Origin of the sequence: Peribacillus simplex, assembly GCF_030123325.1 — a bacterium.
Taxonomy (GTDB): domain Bacteria; phylum Bacillota; class Bacilli; order Bacillales; family DSM-1321; genus Peribacillus; species Peribacillus simplex_D.
Genome location: NZ_CP126106.1, coordinates 4706011 through 4721319 on the forward strand (window position 1 = coordinate 4706011; position 15309 = coordinate 4721319).

Annotated in this window: 13 protein-coding genes; 4 read left to right on the forward strand and 9 right to left on the reverse strand. The window is 44.2% G+C overall.

Going from position 1 to position 15309, the window contains the following annotated elements:
• Nucleotides 1-11: 11 nt before the first annotated feature.
• Nucleotides 12-1049 carry an ABC transporter substrate-binding protein gene (locus tag QNH43_RS22445; protein WP_283915756.1) on the reverse strand — a complete coding sequence of 346 codons (1038 nt, stop codon included), beginning with the start codon at nucleotides 1047-1049 and terminating at the stop codon, nucleotides 12-14.
• Between the two features lie 192 nt (nucleotides 1050-1241).
• A complete protein-coding gene (locus tag QNH43_RS22450; protein WP_081395810.1) occupies nucleotides 1242-1547 on the reverse strand; it encodes a DUF2294 domain-containing protein in 306 nt (101 codons plus the stop codon).
• A gap of 417 nt (nucleotides 1548-1964) precedes the next feature.
• Here QNH43_RS22450 and QNH43_RS22455 point away from each other — a divergent pair, with 417 nt between their 5' ends.
• The 3 genes from QNH43_RS22455 (at nucleotide 1965) to QNH43_RS22465 (ending at nucleotide 5209) form a co-directional block, all read left to right on the forward strand.
• On the forward strand, nucleotides 1965-3500 hold the full coding sequence (locus QNH43_RS22455; RefSeq protein ID WP_283915757.1) for a maltose/glucose-specific PTS transporter subunit IIC: 1536 nt from the start codon (nucleotides 1965-1967) through the stop codon (nucleotides 3498-3500).
• 31 nt (nucleotides 3501-3531) lie between these two features.
• On the forward strand, nucleotides 3532-4224 hold the full coding sequence (locus QNH43_RS22460; protein WP_283918425.1) for an N-acetylmannosamine-6-phosphate 2-epimerase: 693 nt from the start codon (nucleotides 3532-3534) through the stop codon (nucleotides 4222-4224).
• 106 nt (nucleotides 4225-4330) lie between these two features.
• Nucleotides 4331-5209: a MurR/RpiR family transcriptional regulator gene (locus QNH43_RS22465; protein ID WP_260320996.1), complete on the forward strand. Its 879-nt coding sequence runs from the start codon at nucleotides 4331-4333 to the stop codon at nucleotides 5207-5209.
• A gap of 136 nt (nucleotides 5210-5345) precedes the next feature.
• On the opposite strand, the gene QNH43_RS22470 is transcribed toward QNH43_RS22465, so the two are convergent.
• Entirely contained in the window at nucleotides 5346-5795 is a 450-nt protein-coding gene (locus QNH43_RS22470) for a YfmQ family protein (RefSeq protein WP_283915758.1), read from the reverse strand.
• Nucleotides 5796-6313: 518 nt separating this feature from the next.
• On the reverse strand, nucleotides 6314-6508 hold the full coding sequence (locus QNH43_RS22475; protein WP_283915759.1) for a hypothetical protein: 195 nt from the start codon (nucleotides 6506-6508) through the stop codon (nucleotides 6314-6316).
• Between the two features lie 498 nt (nucleotides 6509-7006).
• On the opposite strand from QNH43_RS22475, the gene QNH43_RS22480 reads away from it, so the two are divergent.
• Nucleotides 7007-7285 (forward strand): hypothetical protein, encoded by a 279-nt coding sequence (locus QNH43_RS22480; protein WP_283915760.1) that lies wholly within the window; start codon nucleotides 7007-7009, stop codon nucleotides 7283-7285.
• Between the two features lie 61 nt (nucleotides 7286-7346).
• Here QNH43_RS22480 and QNH43_RS22485 read toward each other — a convergent pair whose 3' ends face one another.
• The 5 genes from QNH43_RS22485 to QNH43_RS22510 form a co-directional block, all read right to left on the reverse strand.
• Nucleotides 7347-8777 carry a MocR-like pyridoxine biosynthesis transcription factor PdxR gene (locus QNH43_RS22485; protein ID WP_283915761.1) on the reverse strand — a complete coding sequence of 477 codons (1431 nt, stop codon included), beginning with the start codon at nucleotides 8775-8777 and terminating at the stop codon, nucleotides 7347-7349.
• Between the two features lie 470 nt (nucleotides 8778-9247).
• Nucleotides 9248-10816 carry a SagB family peptide dehydrogenase gene (locus QNH43_RS22495; RefSeq protein WP_283915762.1) on the reverse strand — a complete coding sequence of 523 codons (1569 nt, stop codon included), beginning with the start codon at nucleotides 10814-10816 and terminating at the stop codon, nucleotides 9248-9250.
• A gap of 23 nt (nucleotides 10817-10839) precedes the next feature.
• Nucleotides 10840-12783 carry a TOMM precursor leader peptide-binding protein gene (locus QNH43_RS22500; protein ID WP_283915763.1) on the reverse strand — a complete coding sequence of 648 codons (1944 nt, stop codon included), beginning with the start codon at nucleotides 12781-12783 and terminating at the stop codon, nucleotides 10840-10842.
• The gene (locus QNH43_RS22505) at nucleotides 12780-14729 is read right to left on the reverse strand and encodes a putative thiazole-containing bacteriocin maturation protein (protein WP_283915764.1); all 1950 of its coding nucleotides are present in this window, start codon (nucleotides 14727-14729) and stop codon (nucleotides 12780-12782) included. Before QNH43_RS22505 ends, QNH43_RS22500 begins: the two co-directional genes overlap by 4 nt.
• A 149-nt stretch (nucleotides 14730-14878) precedes the next feature.
• Nucleotides 14879-15142: a heterocycloanthracin/sonorensin family bacteriocin gene (locus tag QNH43_RS22510; protein WP_076372345.1), complete on the reverse strand. Its 264-nt coding sequence runs from the start codon at nucleotides 15140-15142 to the stop codon at nucleotides 14879-14881.
• Nucleotides 15143-15309: the final 167 nt, after the last annotated feature.

Genomic DNA, 15309 nt, shown 5'->3' on the forward strand with positions numbered 1-15309 from the left:
TCGTTTCTTTCTTAGTGTGTAATCTCACGATTCCAACGATCGATCCATTGTTTAGAGTCCTCATTTACATACTTCATGTCCAATACACGGAGGCTGTTAATGACGTCATCTCCATAGGTTAAGCCTTTCGCTTCCGTTTTAGAGAGCTTGACTTCCGTATTGACAGGAGAATCCACTTTCGCTTTCGCTGATTTTTCCTGAACTTCCTTGCTTAAGATGTAATTCATGAATTCGCCGGCCAATTCTTTTTGATCGCTGGCTTTAACAATATTCACCGTATTCATCACTGCGTAGCCGCCTTCTTCAGGGGAAATGAACTTAGCATTGGGAACGGCTTCCTGTAAATCGCCAAAATACATTTCCATGATCGGGCCTGCAGCGATCTCCCCTTGCGAGAACATGTTGACGAACTCTGATGTTTGCCCATATTCCTTAACCGCATTCGGCATGATCTTTTTCATTTGATCGAAGGCTTTATCTTCATTGAACTCTTTACTTCCGCTAACTTTTGAAGCGGCATCCAAAAACATCGGTCCAGTTGTTGAAGTGATGGATGGGATCGTGATCTTCCCTGCCAAATCCTTGCTCCAAAGATCTTTCCAAGAGGTGATCGGTTTACTCACTTCATCGGGATTATAGGCAATTCCAAATTGTGCAATCGTATAGGCTGGTCCAAAGTCATCGCCATTCGGTGCTTTTGCTTTGTCGTATATATTATCAATATTCGGAATTTTGCCATGGTCGACTTTCTCAAATAATCCTTCATCGATGCCCTGCTGTGCATAGTAGTCGGATAAATAGATAACATCCACATCGCTATTCGCTTGGCGTACTTTGTTCAATCGATCTGCATTATTTCCTGAATCAACAACAATCTCTACATTATGCTTCTTTTCAAATGGCTCATAAACTTCCGGACGGAAGAAATCATCGGCGAATCCCCAAGTGGAAACGACTAATTTGGTTGGTTTTTCCTTCCCACCCTCTTTTGAAGAGCATGCAGCTAAAACTAATGTGAAAAGTGATAACATCATCAATATTTTTTTCATCATCCAAACCTCCAAGTTCATATTGTTTAAAATTTCCTTTTTACTGATATAAATGTAAAAAAAGACAATCTTAAATAGAATTGAAATTCTACCCAAGATTGTCTTTTCTTTGTAAACAAAGTTAAAACTTATCATTTGGTTCTCTAGTGGCGTTCCCTCCAGATAAATCCGAAGTGAAATCCATTTATATGATTACTTAATTTTTTCCTTCAAAACAATATTGGTGAATGCCAGCTGCGTCGCTGAGTCATAATCCCTCAGGACAGCTTCAATATCCCAATTTGTTTGCGTTTCCAGCTTTTGTTTCAATTTCTTTTTATAAAGCAGGGACATATGAAAGTCAACCTCCTGCTTCAGGCTGGGAACTTCCCCTTCCAAAGCTTCAGAGCGCGGGGCACGTCGATGTTTGGCCTGAAATGTAATCACATTCTGCTCAACAGTAACCTTCAGCAGCGTCGTACCAAAGCCGAACAATTCCTTCGATACCTCATTATACATATGAGAAAGCAATTTCTTCGTTTCGTTAGAGTTTACCGGTAAGATGACTATCACCTGCCAAACTATCGTTTGAGGTAATTATATATACTTTTTTTTAATTGCACAAGATAATATTCGGATTTCGCACAAAAAAAATGTTTTTTTTTATTAAATAGTACATTTACTCTCCAATACACGAATTATAAAAATAAGCATAAGGAGATTTCAATATATTCATATAACTTTATATCAGCCAACAGACAGCCAAGCGAGCTCCTGTTTTGAAAACTTTTTCAGAGAATTGAGCGCAGGATTGAAAACAATTGATATAACCTTGCATCTCATTGAAAACGCTCTCACAGAGATTTAATATAACTAGTATAGAGCGATAAAAAATAGAGAGTATCAAAGGCTCGTTATAATGAGGGAGGAATTATTATGAAGAAAGCTTTTGAGAAAGCGCAGCAGTTCGGTAAATCTTTTATGCTCCCGATAGCCGTTTTGCCAGCGGCCGGTTTATTGCTGGGAATTGGCGGTGCGCTTTCCAATCCAAATACAGTTGAGGCCTATCCTTTTTTAGACTTTGCTTGGCTGCAGGCCATTTTCACGATCATGAGTTCTGCAGGAAGCATCGTATTCGGCAACTTGCCGGTCATTTTTGCCGTAGGTGTTGCAGTAGGCTTGGCACGTTCGGATAAAGGGACCGCTGCACTGGCAGCCATGATCGGCTACTTCGTCATGAACAGTTCGATAAATGCACTGCTTCAAATTAACGGGGAACTTGCCAAAGAGAATTTGGCAGGTGCCGGACAGGGAATGGCGGTCGGGATCCAAACACTGGAGACCGGTGTGTTTGGCGGTATCGTAGTAGGTGTCGTCGCCGCATTTTTGCACAATAAATATAATAAAATTCAGCTTCCGCAAGTTTTAGGGTTTTTCGGTGGTTCCCGTTTCATTCCGATCATCGTTTCCTTCGCATCCATCTTGGTTGGAGCCGTGCTTTTTATCGTGTGGCCTTATTTCCAGCTTCTCATTAACCAATTAGGTGCGCTGGTAACGAGCACAGGTACGATCGGGACTTTCTTTTACGGATTCATATTACGGATGCTCGGGCCGTTAGGGTTGCACCATATTTTCTACCTTCCCTTCTGGCAAACAGCATTAGGCGGAACGATGGAGATAAAAGGGCAGATTGTAAGCGGGACCCAGAATATCTTCTTTGCGCAATTGGCCGATCCGACTACCGTCAAGTACTATGAGGGTGTTTCCCGGTTCATGTCCGGACGGTTCATCACGATGATGTTTGGTTTACCCGGCGCGGCACTGGCCATTTATCACTGCGCTAAACCTAAAAATAAGAAAGTCGTGGCCGGCTTGCTTCTTTCAGCTGCCTTGACCTCTTTCTTAACAGGCATAACCGAGCCTCTTGAATTCAGTTTCTTATTTGTCGCCCCGATCCTTTATGTTTTTCATGCCTTGTTTGACGGACTTGCCTTCATGATGGCAGATATATTCAATATAACGATCGGTCAAACCTTTTCCGGAGGGTTTATTGATTTTACTTTATTCGGGATACTCCAGGGAATCAGTAAAACAAACTGGATTTATGTACTGCTCGTCGGCATTCCATGGTTTTTCCTATACTACTTCACTTTTAAATTCTTGATCAGGAAGAAGAATTTGAAAGTGGTCGGCCGTGAAGATGATGAACAGGCCGCCGTTACACAAGTAACCGCATCTGAAAGAACCCAGACCATCGTCAATGGTTTAGGCGGACAGGAAAATATCGATATAGTCGATTGCTGTGCAACCCGTCTGCGTGTCACGGTAAAGGATGAATCATTGGTGAAAGAAGACGTCATTAAACAAACCGGTTCAAAAGGCGTCGTAAAAAAAGGAAATGGCATTCAAATAGTATACGGTCCCCAAGTGACGATCATCAAAAATGAAGTGGAAGAATTCTTGGGTCATTAAGAACATAGATAACGATAAGGACGTGTTAAACATGCAACAGGTGCTGGATAAAATTCACAAAAGCTTAATTGTATCATGTCAAGCATTGGAGAATGAGCCGCTGCACAGCTCTTTTATTATGGGACGCATGGCCATTGCTGCCAAAGAAGGCGGTGCGAAATGCATCCGCGCAAACTCTGTAGCTGACATAATCGAAATCAAGAAAAATGTGGACCTTCCAGTCATAGGGATCATTAAACAGGTGTATGGACAAAACGATGTCTATATCACTCCCACCATGGCCGAAATCGATGCATTGATGGAAACGAAAGCGGAAATCATTGCGACGGATGCTACATCGCGGATAAGACCGGACGGTAAAACGCTAAAGCAGTTTTATGGCGAAATAAGAGCAAAATATCCGGATGTTTTACTAATGGCGGATGTATCCACCATTGAGGAAGCCATTTTCGCTGACGAATTAGGATTCGATATCGTAGCGCCCACTTTATTCGGCTATACCGACGAAACGTTCGGCCAGAAAATATATCAGGATGACTATGCTGTGCTCAAAGAGATCGTAAAAGCAGTGAAAAAAGCGAAAGTGATCGCGGAAGGAAATGTCATGACACCAGAAATCGCCCGCTCTGTATTGGATATGAATGTCCATGCAGTAGTAGTTGGCGGTGCCATTACCAGGCCGCAGCAAATCACTAAAAGATTCGTGGATGCTATCCAAGAATAGAACATTGCACATAGTAATGAAAAGACCCAGACTGGCAACAGTTTGGGTCTTTTTTGCGATTCACGGCTCCTCAGGTTATTGACGCCGCCAATGGATACATTAAACTATGAATACATATAAGAAATTTGAAATGGGTGATCAAATGGAATATCTCGCAGAAAACCTCATATATGGCATTGAGTGCAGCATGGACAAATTCACCAAAACAGAAGAAGAATTGGCCAATTACATTCTGCAGCGCCCTGAAGAAGTAAGTCAGTTAACCATTAGTCAAATCGCTAAAAAGCTTCATATTTCACCTGCAACCATTACGCGTTTTTGCCAGAAATTAGCCTTTTCCGGGTTCAATGAGTTCAGGCATGAGTTAAAAAGGTTCGTGGATCTCCGAAATACACCGAAAAATATGAAGAACATCAAGCAGGTGGATTACTTCGCTAAACTGTATCAAGATCACTTAGGTATCATTGATAATACCTTTCATATAACCACATATGACGATATCCAAAAAGCCGTATCTTACCTTACACAGGCAAATAAGATTCATGTTTATGGAATAGGGAGTTCAGGTATAGCGGCACAGGAGTTCAAGTCAAAGTTTTTCCGTATCGGCTTAACTGTTGAAGCTATTACAGATCCCCACCAGTCAATGATGGATGCAGCTTTAAGTAACGAGAATAGCGTTGTCATCGGCATTTCCATTTCCGGAACAACGAAAGAAGTGATTTCTGCAGTTAAAATCGCAAAGAGGCAAGGCTCACGCATCCTGATCTTTACTGGGGATAAGAATTCCGAGCTCTCAAAGCTTGGCGATATATCGCTATTGGTCACGAGCAAGAACAGCATGCATATGGGGCAAAACATCTCCCCATTGCTTCCGCTGCTATTACTTTTTGATTTAATATATACAGAGTTGGTCGCTAAAGATTATAAAAACAGGATAAGCATCAGGGAAAAGACTTTAAAGGTATTGACCGAGAACGACTGACTTTTGGCCGATCCGTAAAAAAGTACATGTACTTACCAATACACGAATCATATAAAAAACTGCATCTCCAATTGCTTGTAAGTTACTAACAATTGGGGTGCAGTCCATTTAAAGACGTCTTTTTTTTATGTTCCTTTTAAACTAAATTCCTTATTACTGGCATGGAACGTTCTTGGAGGCTCTCGGAAAGAAGGCTATACGCAACTACCTTATTCTTGTACTGTTTGACTACATCCACGTGGTCGTTGTAAATGTACACAAATAATCGAACATCATTTTTTCCTCTTTTAGTATCAATCATTATTGGAATCCCACTGTTCTCTGGATGTAAAAACAATTGCTCGTTCCCTGGAAATATATGATTTTTTTTCAAAAACTTAGCTTCGTTAAAATAATCAATTACTTGAATTTTGTCTTCACCTTCCAAACGTTTTCCATCAAAGGTTACGATTGCATTCGCGCCACTAATTTCTGAATGTATTTTAAATTTACTCAGAATCCAATTCACTGCATCGGTTGGAAGGCAGGTAACTAATAATTTAAGCAAACCTAAGATAATTGTCAAAATCAATACAGGCACTGTCATATTTCATCATCTCCGCTACTTTATAATTTAATGATTGGCTGTTTTTGAATGATTTGTTGCTATTTACCAAACAAAGCGATGTGGTTGATTTCCCCTCCAGATGCTCGCTTTTTAGCGGGGCGGGCGGTGAGCCGCCTCGGCGTAAATGCCTATGGGGTATCAACTGTCCCGCTGCTCCCGCAGGAGTCTCGCACTTGCGCTCCAATCAACCTTAAATCGTTGCGTTTTAAAAACAACAATCTTTACGAAATGAGCCTAATGATTAAATGAAAGAGACGGTCAGTTTTTCTTTGTAGTGACTGTCAAACTCTTCATTTCGGCTTACAAAAGCTATTTTTTTTACGAATCAATCAGATTCTTTTCGTTCACATTTCCGTCACATATGTGAACAAATTCACAATTTCCCGCAAATAGAGCATGTCTTGTAAATCACTCGTACAAAACACTAGCTTTATATAATTAAGCCTATATTTCTATACATTTTGATTTGCTATTATAGCAATCATTCACATAATATCTTAGGCTAATTTTATTACGAAGTAGATGATGCCCACAGTTAATATTAGGGCAAGACCCATATAAATGTAACTAAGGTTCAGCAAATTCCCTCTCGTTGCTGCAGAATAATCACTATCACTCTTCCCCGCTAACGAAAGGGTGCCAACCAGGGCAACTAAACTAATGGCTACTACTAATATTACACTTATCGTCATGATCCAACGCCTCCTTTACTTCCTTGAGCCATTTCAAATTATTCCGATTCTCATCGCATATCGCAGTGTATCATTCCTAATTGGCATGTCAAAATTAAATTGCCCAGGTTGATCGCTCATCGTAAATATATTAGAAAACCCTACTTCTCTATAATAAAAGAACAGCCAATTTTAGGGCCATCCAATCAAGTGAAATTTCCACCATCCACTTGCTGAATTCTCGTTAATATACATAGAAAAGGGCAAAGCGCCTCTGAAGGAACGGCTAAGATACCACGCCTTGTGGTAACTCCAGACCTAACTTGCTTCCTCGAAAAAGACAAAAGTTCGTCGAATAACGTAACTTTCATCAAATGATGTTCCTGAATCAACTGACCCAAAACAACACCTTTAACTCCTCGGGTATGGTTATCATTTAGATGTGGATTTCCACTCCAGGCACTCGCTTTCCGCGGGCGGTCCGGGAGCCTCCTCGGCGCTCGCCTGCGGGGTCTCCCTTTGACGCGCTTTTCTAAGCAGGAGTCTCGTACTTTAAGTTCCAATCAACTGGAACGTTTTTTAAAAGAACCAGCTGCAGGCCGGTCTCATTCTGAACCATGTTCTAGACTAGGTTATCCTTCATGTTTTTTTCCTGTAACACTTATTGGATTGAAGAAATTTGCGACACTCCTGCCGAATTACTGGCTAGCCGAGACACCACAGGCGCTTACGCCGAGGAGGCTTGGCAGACAGTCGGCGGAAAGGGAGTGGATTTCTGAAATCACCGGAACCTTTTAATAAAAAAAACTGCAGGCAAACCGAACCAGTTTGTCCACAGTATGAATATGAAAGCATATGATTATAAACTTTTTACAGCCTCTGCAAACCTTTTGATGCCTTCGTGAATGGAATCCTCATTTTCCCTTGCAAAAGTAAAGCGTACATATTCCTTATTTGTACCTAAGGTTGAACCTGGAACGTATATGACTCCCCTTTTGATGGATTCCTCCAGTAACTTTATTTCGTTCAATGGCACCCTAAGCTTACACCACAAATGAATTCCACCATTTGGCGAATAATACTCAACTTCTTTATGCAGGAATTGTTGAAGACTCGAAACGATTGCATCCCTTCTTTTTTCCAGTTGCTCCCTTAAGTAGGTAATATGGGCAGGAAAATACTCTGAATCCAAAAAATCATTTGCAATCCATTGAGTGAATGAGCCATGGCCGAAATCAACCTGCTGCTTAGCATCAGATAGTCTCTCTATAACGGATTTAGGTCCGATAATCCACCCAATTCTTAAACCGGAAGCAACAATTTTTGACAATGAGCTTATATATAAAACATTTCCGTTGTTATCCATCGATTTAAGAGTGGAAATTTCTTCACCGGCAAAGGAAGTTAAACTATAAGGATCGTCTTCTATGACCGGTATTCCATAATCGGATGAAAGTTCCAGAATCCGTTTGCGGCGGTTGATATGCAGGACAGTTCCTGTAGGGTTTTGAAATACAGGGTTCAAAAAAATCATCCTGATCCGGTGTTTTTTATGGAGTTCCAATAAATCCTCCGGGTTGATGCCATCTTTATCAACTGGTAAAGGAAAAATCCTTAGCCCCGCGGATTGAAAGATGGGAAGGTTGTAACTATATGATGGATCTTCCATTACAACGGCATCTCCTGGCTTTAACAAGCATTGGACCACCAGATGCAGGGCCTGCTGTGCACCAGAAGTAATGAGTACGGAAGATGGATGCGTGTCAATTCTCCTATACTGTTTAACATGATTGGTTATCGTTTCCCTCAAAACCGCATTGCCCTGTGGGTGATCATAACCCAAACTGCCAATGAAGGACCTATTGGAAATGATTTCACGTAAGGATTGGACTGGAAATAAGTCTTCTGAAAGCTCCCCGCTAGCTAAGTTAATAACTTGATGCCCTTCCGTCTCTTTACGTATTCTTTGGGTTACTGGCATATTGGGCAAAAAAGAACCCGCTTCAATATATCGATTCCAGCTAGGTATACGTTTTCGTGTAACTCCCCAGATATCCTTGCTGATCATCGTTCCGCTTCCTTTTATTCGTTCAACCAGTCCATTTGCTTCCAATTCATCATAAGCCTTAACAACTGTGCTTCTGTTAACTCCCAGTTCACTAGCCAAGAAGCGTTCAGACGGTAGCGGCTTATCCAATAAAAATGTTCCATCAGCAATGCCACTCTCGATGTAAGCTGCTATTTGTTTATATAAAGGCTTCTTGGATTTTCTGTCAATTTTCCATTCCATAAGCTACATCCTTTAAAATGTTTAGTTAAAAGCGTACTACATTATGAACTTTATATACTTATTCATTCCCAAAAGCAGTAAAACCTTATAATTCAGTATAATCTTCAGCCGGGAGTATTGCACTTTTAGGTTGGAAGCTATACCATTTTTCAAGTTCCAGTTTTTTATTAAGGCTGTTTTCGCATACTTTGTTGCCATTTACCAAGTAATGCGGTGTGGTTGATTTCCCCTCCAGATGCTCGCTTTTTAGCGGGGCGGGCGGTGAGCCTCCTCGGCGTAAACGCCTGTGGGGTCTCACCTGTCCCGCTGCTCCCGCAGGAGTCTCGCACTTGCGCTCCAATCAACCTTAAATCGTTTCGTTTTAAAAACAACAATCTTAACGAAAAGACCCTTTATTAATAATGGGATTTTCCTCATTTAATAGAAACGGCCTTCATTCTTTAAAAGGAATGAAGGCTATAATTACATCTTTAACTATGCAGACTCCCCTTCAGCCAAGGGCGATCATGATAGTGTCCGATCGGGATTTGGATCAGGCCCGTTTTCCTTTGCGGACCGCCTATCTTGTAAAGTTCATCACACATATTCACATCAAAGCCGAGCAGCGGGTGTCCGTTCATTCCGAGGGCTGACGACGCTAGCAGTAATTTCTGAACGAGCATCCCCGCTTCCATTTGCTGGATGCGGTATCCTCTATATCCAAGTTGCGTTTTGGAATAATCCCGCTCACCAACTACATGTATGCAGATCGGCACTTGCTGAAAATTCATGATATCGAGGGACATTCCGTATTGCAATAGGAGCCTCTGATCTCCTGATTGTATCTGTCGTAATGAATGTGTCGTGCTGTCGTAATGGTATGCACCATCTTGAATGTCTTCCACATTATACAAACAAGCATATAATGAAACGCGATGTTCGTTGTTCTCGCTTTTTCCATCCAAGTCATTTCGATAGGAGAACGAAGCGGTTGCCTCCTGCAGGAGAGCAGCCAGTTGCCATTGACTGACTTTACCGAGTACGAAGTCCATTTCAGGTGAAAATCGCTTCCGGCAAACTGATGCCAAGTCATAGGACAACCGCTTCACGATAGGAAGGGCTACAATATGTCCTTCGGGCTTCGCCCCATTCTTCGGACTGATCCGCCGGAATGATTGGGTGGATTCGATCATGGATGCTTCATTCATTTTAGTCAGCATCGGAAATTCCCTGATTCTTCGCGACCGAACATAGTGTTGGGGCTGAATATCCGTCAATTCCAGCAATAATTCCGTTGAATTGACAGGCCGGTCCATACTCCTTTCTTCTCTAAATCTAAAAGAAGGTTCTTCCGATAAGGGGATCACAGCATACGTGCTCTCTTCCTCTTCCGAAAGCCCGAGCAGATGATTGATGGCCCGATCAAGGAATTGGAAGCACACCCCGGCTGCGATTCCAAACCGTTTCGCCACTTCGAGCAACTGTCCAAGAAGCACGCCTGCATCCAGACCTTGCAGACGGTATGAAAAGTTATTATATTTGTAGAAGTTTTTCCAAAACATCGTCGATACAAAAACGGTGCCAAAGCATGCGGACATATCAAAGGTTTCACCAAGAGCTTTTGTTATATATGAATCAAAATTCCCTTCCCGCAGCAAAACCAACCGGTGGTGTGCCGCATCATAATGGTATACACCAGCAGATAATCCCTCCAGCTTCAAGTACACGTACAATTCACTTGGATACAAAGCTCCGCCTGATGGCGGAAAACGCCGGAATGACTGCATGAGGTCCTCAGATTCCGAGGAACTCGGTACCTGACTGACTTGGGTCAGGCCATATGCATACCAGAGAAAATGACCGATTCCTTCGAGGTCCTGTTTTGAAGGTCCGCTGCACCCCTCGAGCGTCAGCGGCACCTCCAGTGATAGCGGAAAAACAGGCAAGTCACGGTAAAGCTTATACGTTAGCGGTGCATCATCCCAATCCACTTCCCAATCCGGCGGACTTGCCTTTTCGATATCAAAATGCAAATTGTGTAAAAATGCCTCTAGACTCATCCTCCAACCTCCTAAATCACCGCTTATGGAAAAGGATGCGGATGCGGATTGAGCTGTTCGAATTCAAGCGGCCGTTCAGCATATCCTATTTCCATCGGAACCCTCAGTATTCTCTCAAGCCCCGTTATGCGGGTAAGATGATGGCCGAATGTCATCGGCAGCATCCCCGGTATCAGCACTTTCACGCAATGTAATCCATTCCGTGCAATTTCCGGTGTCGTCTGACCCACCACGATCACCTCGAGTTGCAATCGGCGAAACTCCTGAAGGATTTCCTGCAAATCTTCCGTCAAGTCCGGATGGTTCACCTTTTCCCCGTATTCTTCAGCGAATGTTCGCATCGGGCGGTCATCATCCAGCAGAAACTGCAGCCGCTCTTCGGCTTGCGGTAAACCGTAAAGCATACCATGATCATCCATTTTCCGTACCAGTGAGGAATCATGCAGCATTTTCTCAACCTCATCCTGGTTCTCTTCCAATTTATCGTCAAGTGTCAGCATCATGCCCGCCAACTCGAAAACCGCGCTTTTCACAGCCCGGACCGGGTCCAGATGGGCCCCTGCGGCACAGATGATATTCAATCCTTTTTGTTTCCTGTTTTTCGCCAACGCCCATACGCTCGGGATACCATGTTCCATGGTCGAATTAAACAAATGGATATCATATCCCGCTGCCGCCCTCGCCCTGTCAATCATCAGCTCAAGTTCTTTGTCATTTGCTGAATATGGGTCAAGACGTGTGAGGGGCAGCTGCGCATACCAGGTCAGAAGAAACGAATCACGTTCGACCACTTCCATGATGCCGTAGAAAATGGCCTCCTCCAAACTTCCCCCTAAAGCACAGCCATTGGAAGTTTCATAGACAAATCCATGACCGCAGCCCAAGCTGTAATAGGAAAGCAATTCCGGGACCAAGATCGGCCGCTCTTGCAAAAATGAGTGGCCCCACACCCAATCTATCGAGCGGTCAGGATTAAACGGCTGAAACGGGAAATCCCGCTGTGCATAATTTTCCTTCGAGTGTACCCCTATCCTGATGGGATCGAGCGCAAAATCTTTAAGGTTGTTGTAACTGTCATGTATGACTGTCCGTTTACCGCGGGGCTCCATTCCGCAATACCTTTCCAATCCCTCCAATATGGCAGTCATCTCACTGACCGCATATGAGAGAGTACGGCCTGCCGCCCCCTCATCTCCTATGAACAAAGGCAAATTAACACTTACATCGGCAAATGGCGGCACAAGGTCTATCATTTTATTATTCAAGAAACCTGTGCGATGGTCCAGGTAATCCTTGGCCAGAACTTCATTCAGCTCCTCCATTGAACGGGTACGGTAACTGCCGGGACTGATCTTCGGACTTGGCTGCAACGAAATCCTGGCACGCTCCTTCGAGTCATCAGGTAATGCTGAGCAAACCGGACACAATGGATCTGGTAAAAATGAGTGCCACGAGCCATTCAGCGTTTTCAAGTTGATGATTGATACACACCCTTCCGAACGGGCGCCTTCCCCTTTCATCGCCTTCCTTACCTCTGCACAAATCAAGTGTGCCATCTGTAAAAGGCCTGTGCGTGATGCAGCCGCATCACGATCTATCCCCCCATTTTCCTCCAGCTGTTTGCGGATTCCCCACATTTCTTTTCGATCGCGCCCGGCCATGAGATGCCTTTGGTCCGCACACTGTGAGCAGCCAGGAACATCCGGGCGCACCAACGGACCTATCACTCCCTCTCCAAATGATACGAACCCCCGCAGCCATGGAATGCCCGCTTGCCTTATCACCTCTTCCGCCTTTAAATGGACGGCGGGATTCCAGGCATCTTGCAGCAGAAGGACCATAGCCGCCGTTTTCGGTATTCCTGCCTCGAAATCGGTTTGGCGATTCACCTGATATTGGCCGGACAGGTCCCCATGAACATGGTCGGCCAACACTCCTTCCCCGACAACCAATACGTCAGTTTTCACCCTGATTCCTCCTCTCGCAAGAACACCCCAAACACTCCTGCCATTTCTTCCTTCAAGAAAGGTTCCAGATTTAATTCGAAAACACAAATTCGCTTATTGTTCTTCTTCAAAACTTGAATGGCCGACTGTACTAGTTCGGAATTCCCTTTCACCCCGCATGAAGGAATCACAAGATTCAGGGGCATCTTTTCTTCCTCAAGAACAGGTGATGCCACTAAACCTGGAGCTGTTAAGCAAACCGTCTGATTTTGGACTTTCATGACGGCCTTTTGCAAGGCATTCCGTAAGGCGATCGTTACATTCAAACCGACAGCTCCGGACCAACCGTCGCTCGTTCCTGCCCAAACTACCGGGAAACCGGACACTTCCTCACCCAACGCGATGATCGGTTCTCCTTGAAGCCGGGTCAGCGCTTGTAGATAATATCTGCAGCGCTCATCTTCCACTTGAGCCAACTGCACCGTCACGAGTTTCTCCTGGTTGAACCTCTTATTGCCAAACTCTTTATCCAAACTGCTTTGCAATCCACGGCAAACACATTCAGCAAATGTTTCCCCTGCTCCGACACCGGACGATTCCTTTATATCGTCTGCCCCCTGAAGCGGTGGAAGAGTCGGGACGAGCTGGCTGAGAGTTCGGGATACATATGCTTCAACTCCTGCAAGACCGGCTTCCCTTCTCGCTTCCTCATGCGTCAGGTCTGAACGGATAATTTCGGGCAGCAGTTCGGCCGGACCGGACGACAGCGGATCAACAACCTGAACGCGGCATTGGGCCAACGGCAGCTGTTTTAAATCTCCCTCATCCCAACGATGAAAGATTCCGGATTCCGCGGATGTCAACCGGCTGAAATACATAAACACCTTCCCCGGCTCACTCGGGTCCGATTTCTGCTCGAGCCGTTGATCAAAATCTTCAATCCATGCAGCAGTCCCCTTTCCCGTCACTCCCGGATGGGGAATGAACGGATGCCATTTTCCCTCCAATGTATCCATATCCAACAGATAAAATTGATTGGCTTGTTCTGCAGTCGTAACGCCTGTAGCGTCTTTAAACCATTCGAATGCCATTATATTGGCTAACATCGCTCCGGCTGTGGCGGAAAAGGAAGATGGTGCCTGACCTTTTTCCAGCTCAGCTTGATGTAAACGATGCCAAGCGGACTCCCAACACCCCTTGGAATCCGGATGGACGAGCGGACCAGCCATGCCTACTTGATTGATGATCAATGCAGGAAACAGGATCTTCTTCCCTTGCCTGCAAACCGAATGAAGTTCTCTTAACTCCTCTATATCACCCTCTTGTGACACATATAAAATGGAGTCAAAAGGCTGCACGATCTCCTGCCATTCAATCTCTACTCCCTTTTCACGCACGACCTCCCCTATGGCAACCTCGTCGTCCGTCTTACGCGCATGTGTCACGATTTCATTCAATCTTTTTCTATTGGTCGGTACCGTGTCCGTAATGAAGATATGGAATGTCGGCAATCCGGTTTCAATCAGTGAGGACACCAATGAAAGGAACAATGGGCCAGAACCTATAGCCAACGCCTTTTTCTTTCGATAAGTTTCAAAACGGTAGGCCCCGGAATCGCCGCAGCTTTCCAGGAACTCGATTTGTGAAGCATACCTTTCAAGTACTTGATTCCTTAATTGATGGGGACTGTCCTGACTCACATCCCGAACAAACCCATTACCGTACAAAACCTCGGCAATTTCCATCACCCTGTTCCGGTATGGGCCAGGCAATCCGTCCGTCAACTCGCTTAATGTATGATTCCCGTTGAACATCGGTAATAGCTTTTCAATCCACTGTACGATCGAGCTGCCCTCCATACGGAACGAACTTATGTTATTCCTGAAATACACACCTCTGTTCGGTTCCGGAAGAAAAAACGTATCCCTTTTCACTTTTAAACGCATAGAAGGGGTCAAATTCACCATTCCGTTCCTCCTAACCCGATGCATTCTAAGTGCTGCCATTAGCACAGCACTTCACTTTAATCCTATGTACGACAATTTGTCCCTTATGTCTCATGCTATAAAGAAAAGTCCCTGCACATGCAGGGACTTCCTTTAGAAAACCTGGATACTTAACCGCCGCAACGTCCGCAACGACCGCCGCAACCTCCGCAGCGTCCGCATCCGCCACAGCGACCACAGCGACCACAGCGACCGCCGCAACCAAAGCAACCGAAGCACAAGAAACAGCCAAAACAGCCAAAGCAGCCACCCACACCAATGAATTGCCGGGACGAATCATCCAGATTGTACTGGTTTTGATCCCATGGAACCGGCTGAGTTACCTGGAAATCATCGACATTCAGATTTTGCAATTGATTTTGAAATTCATACATTTTATATAACCTCCGTTTTTTATTTATAAGGTAGTGCTTAGAACAGGAAACCGGAACGAAATGGTCAGGGAATAAAACCACGTCAAGTATTCCCTCCAACAAATTATGTCAGGGGAGTGGGCATTGCCACTTATTCAAAAGCCCATTTTTATTAAATCTTCATAAAA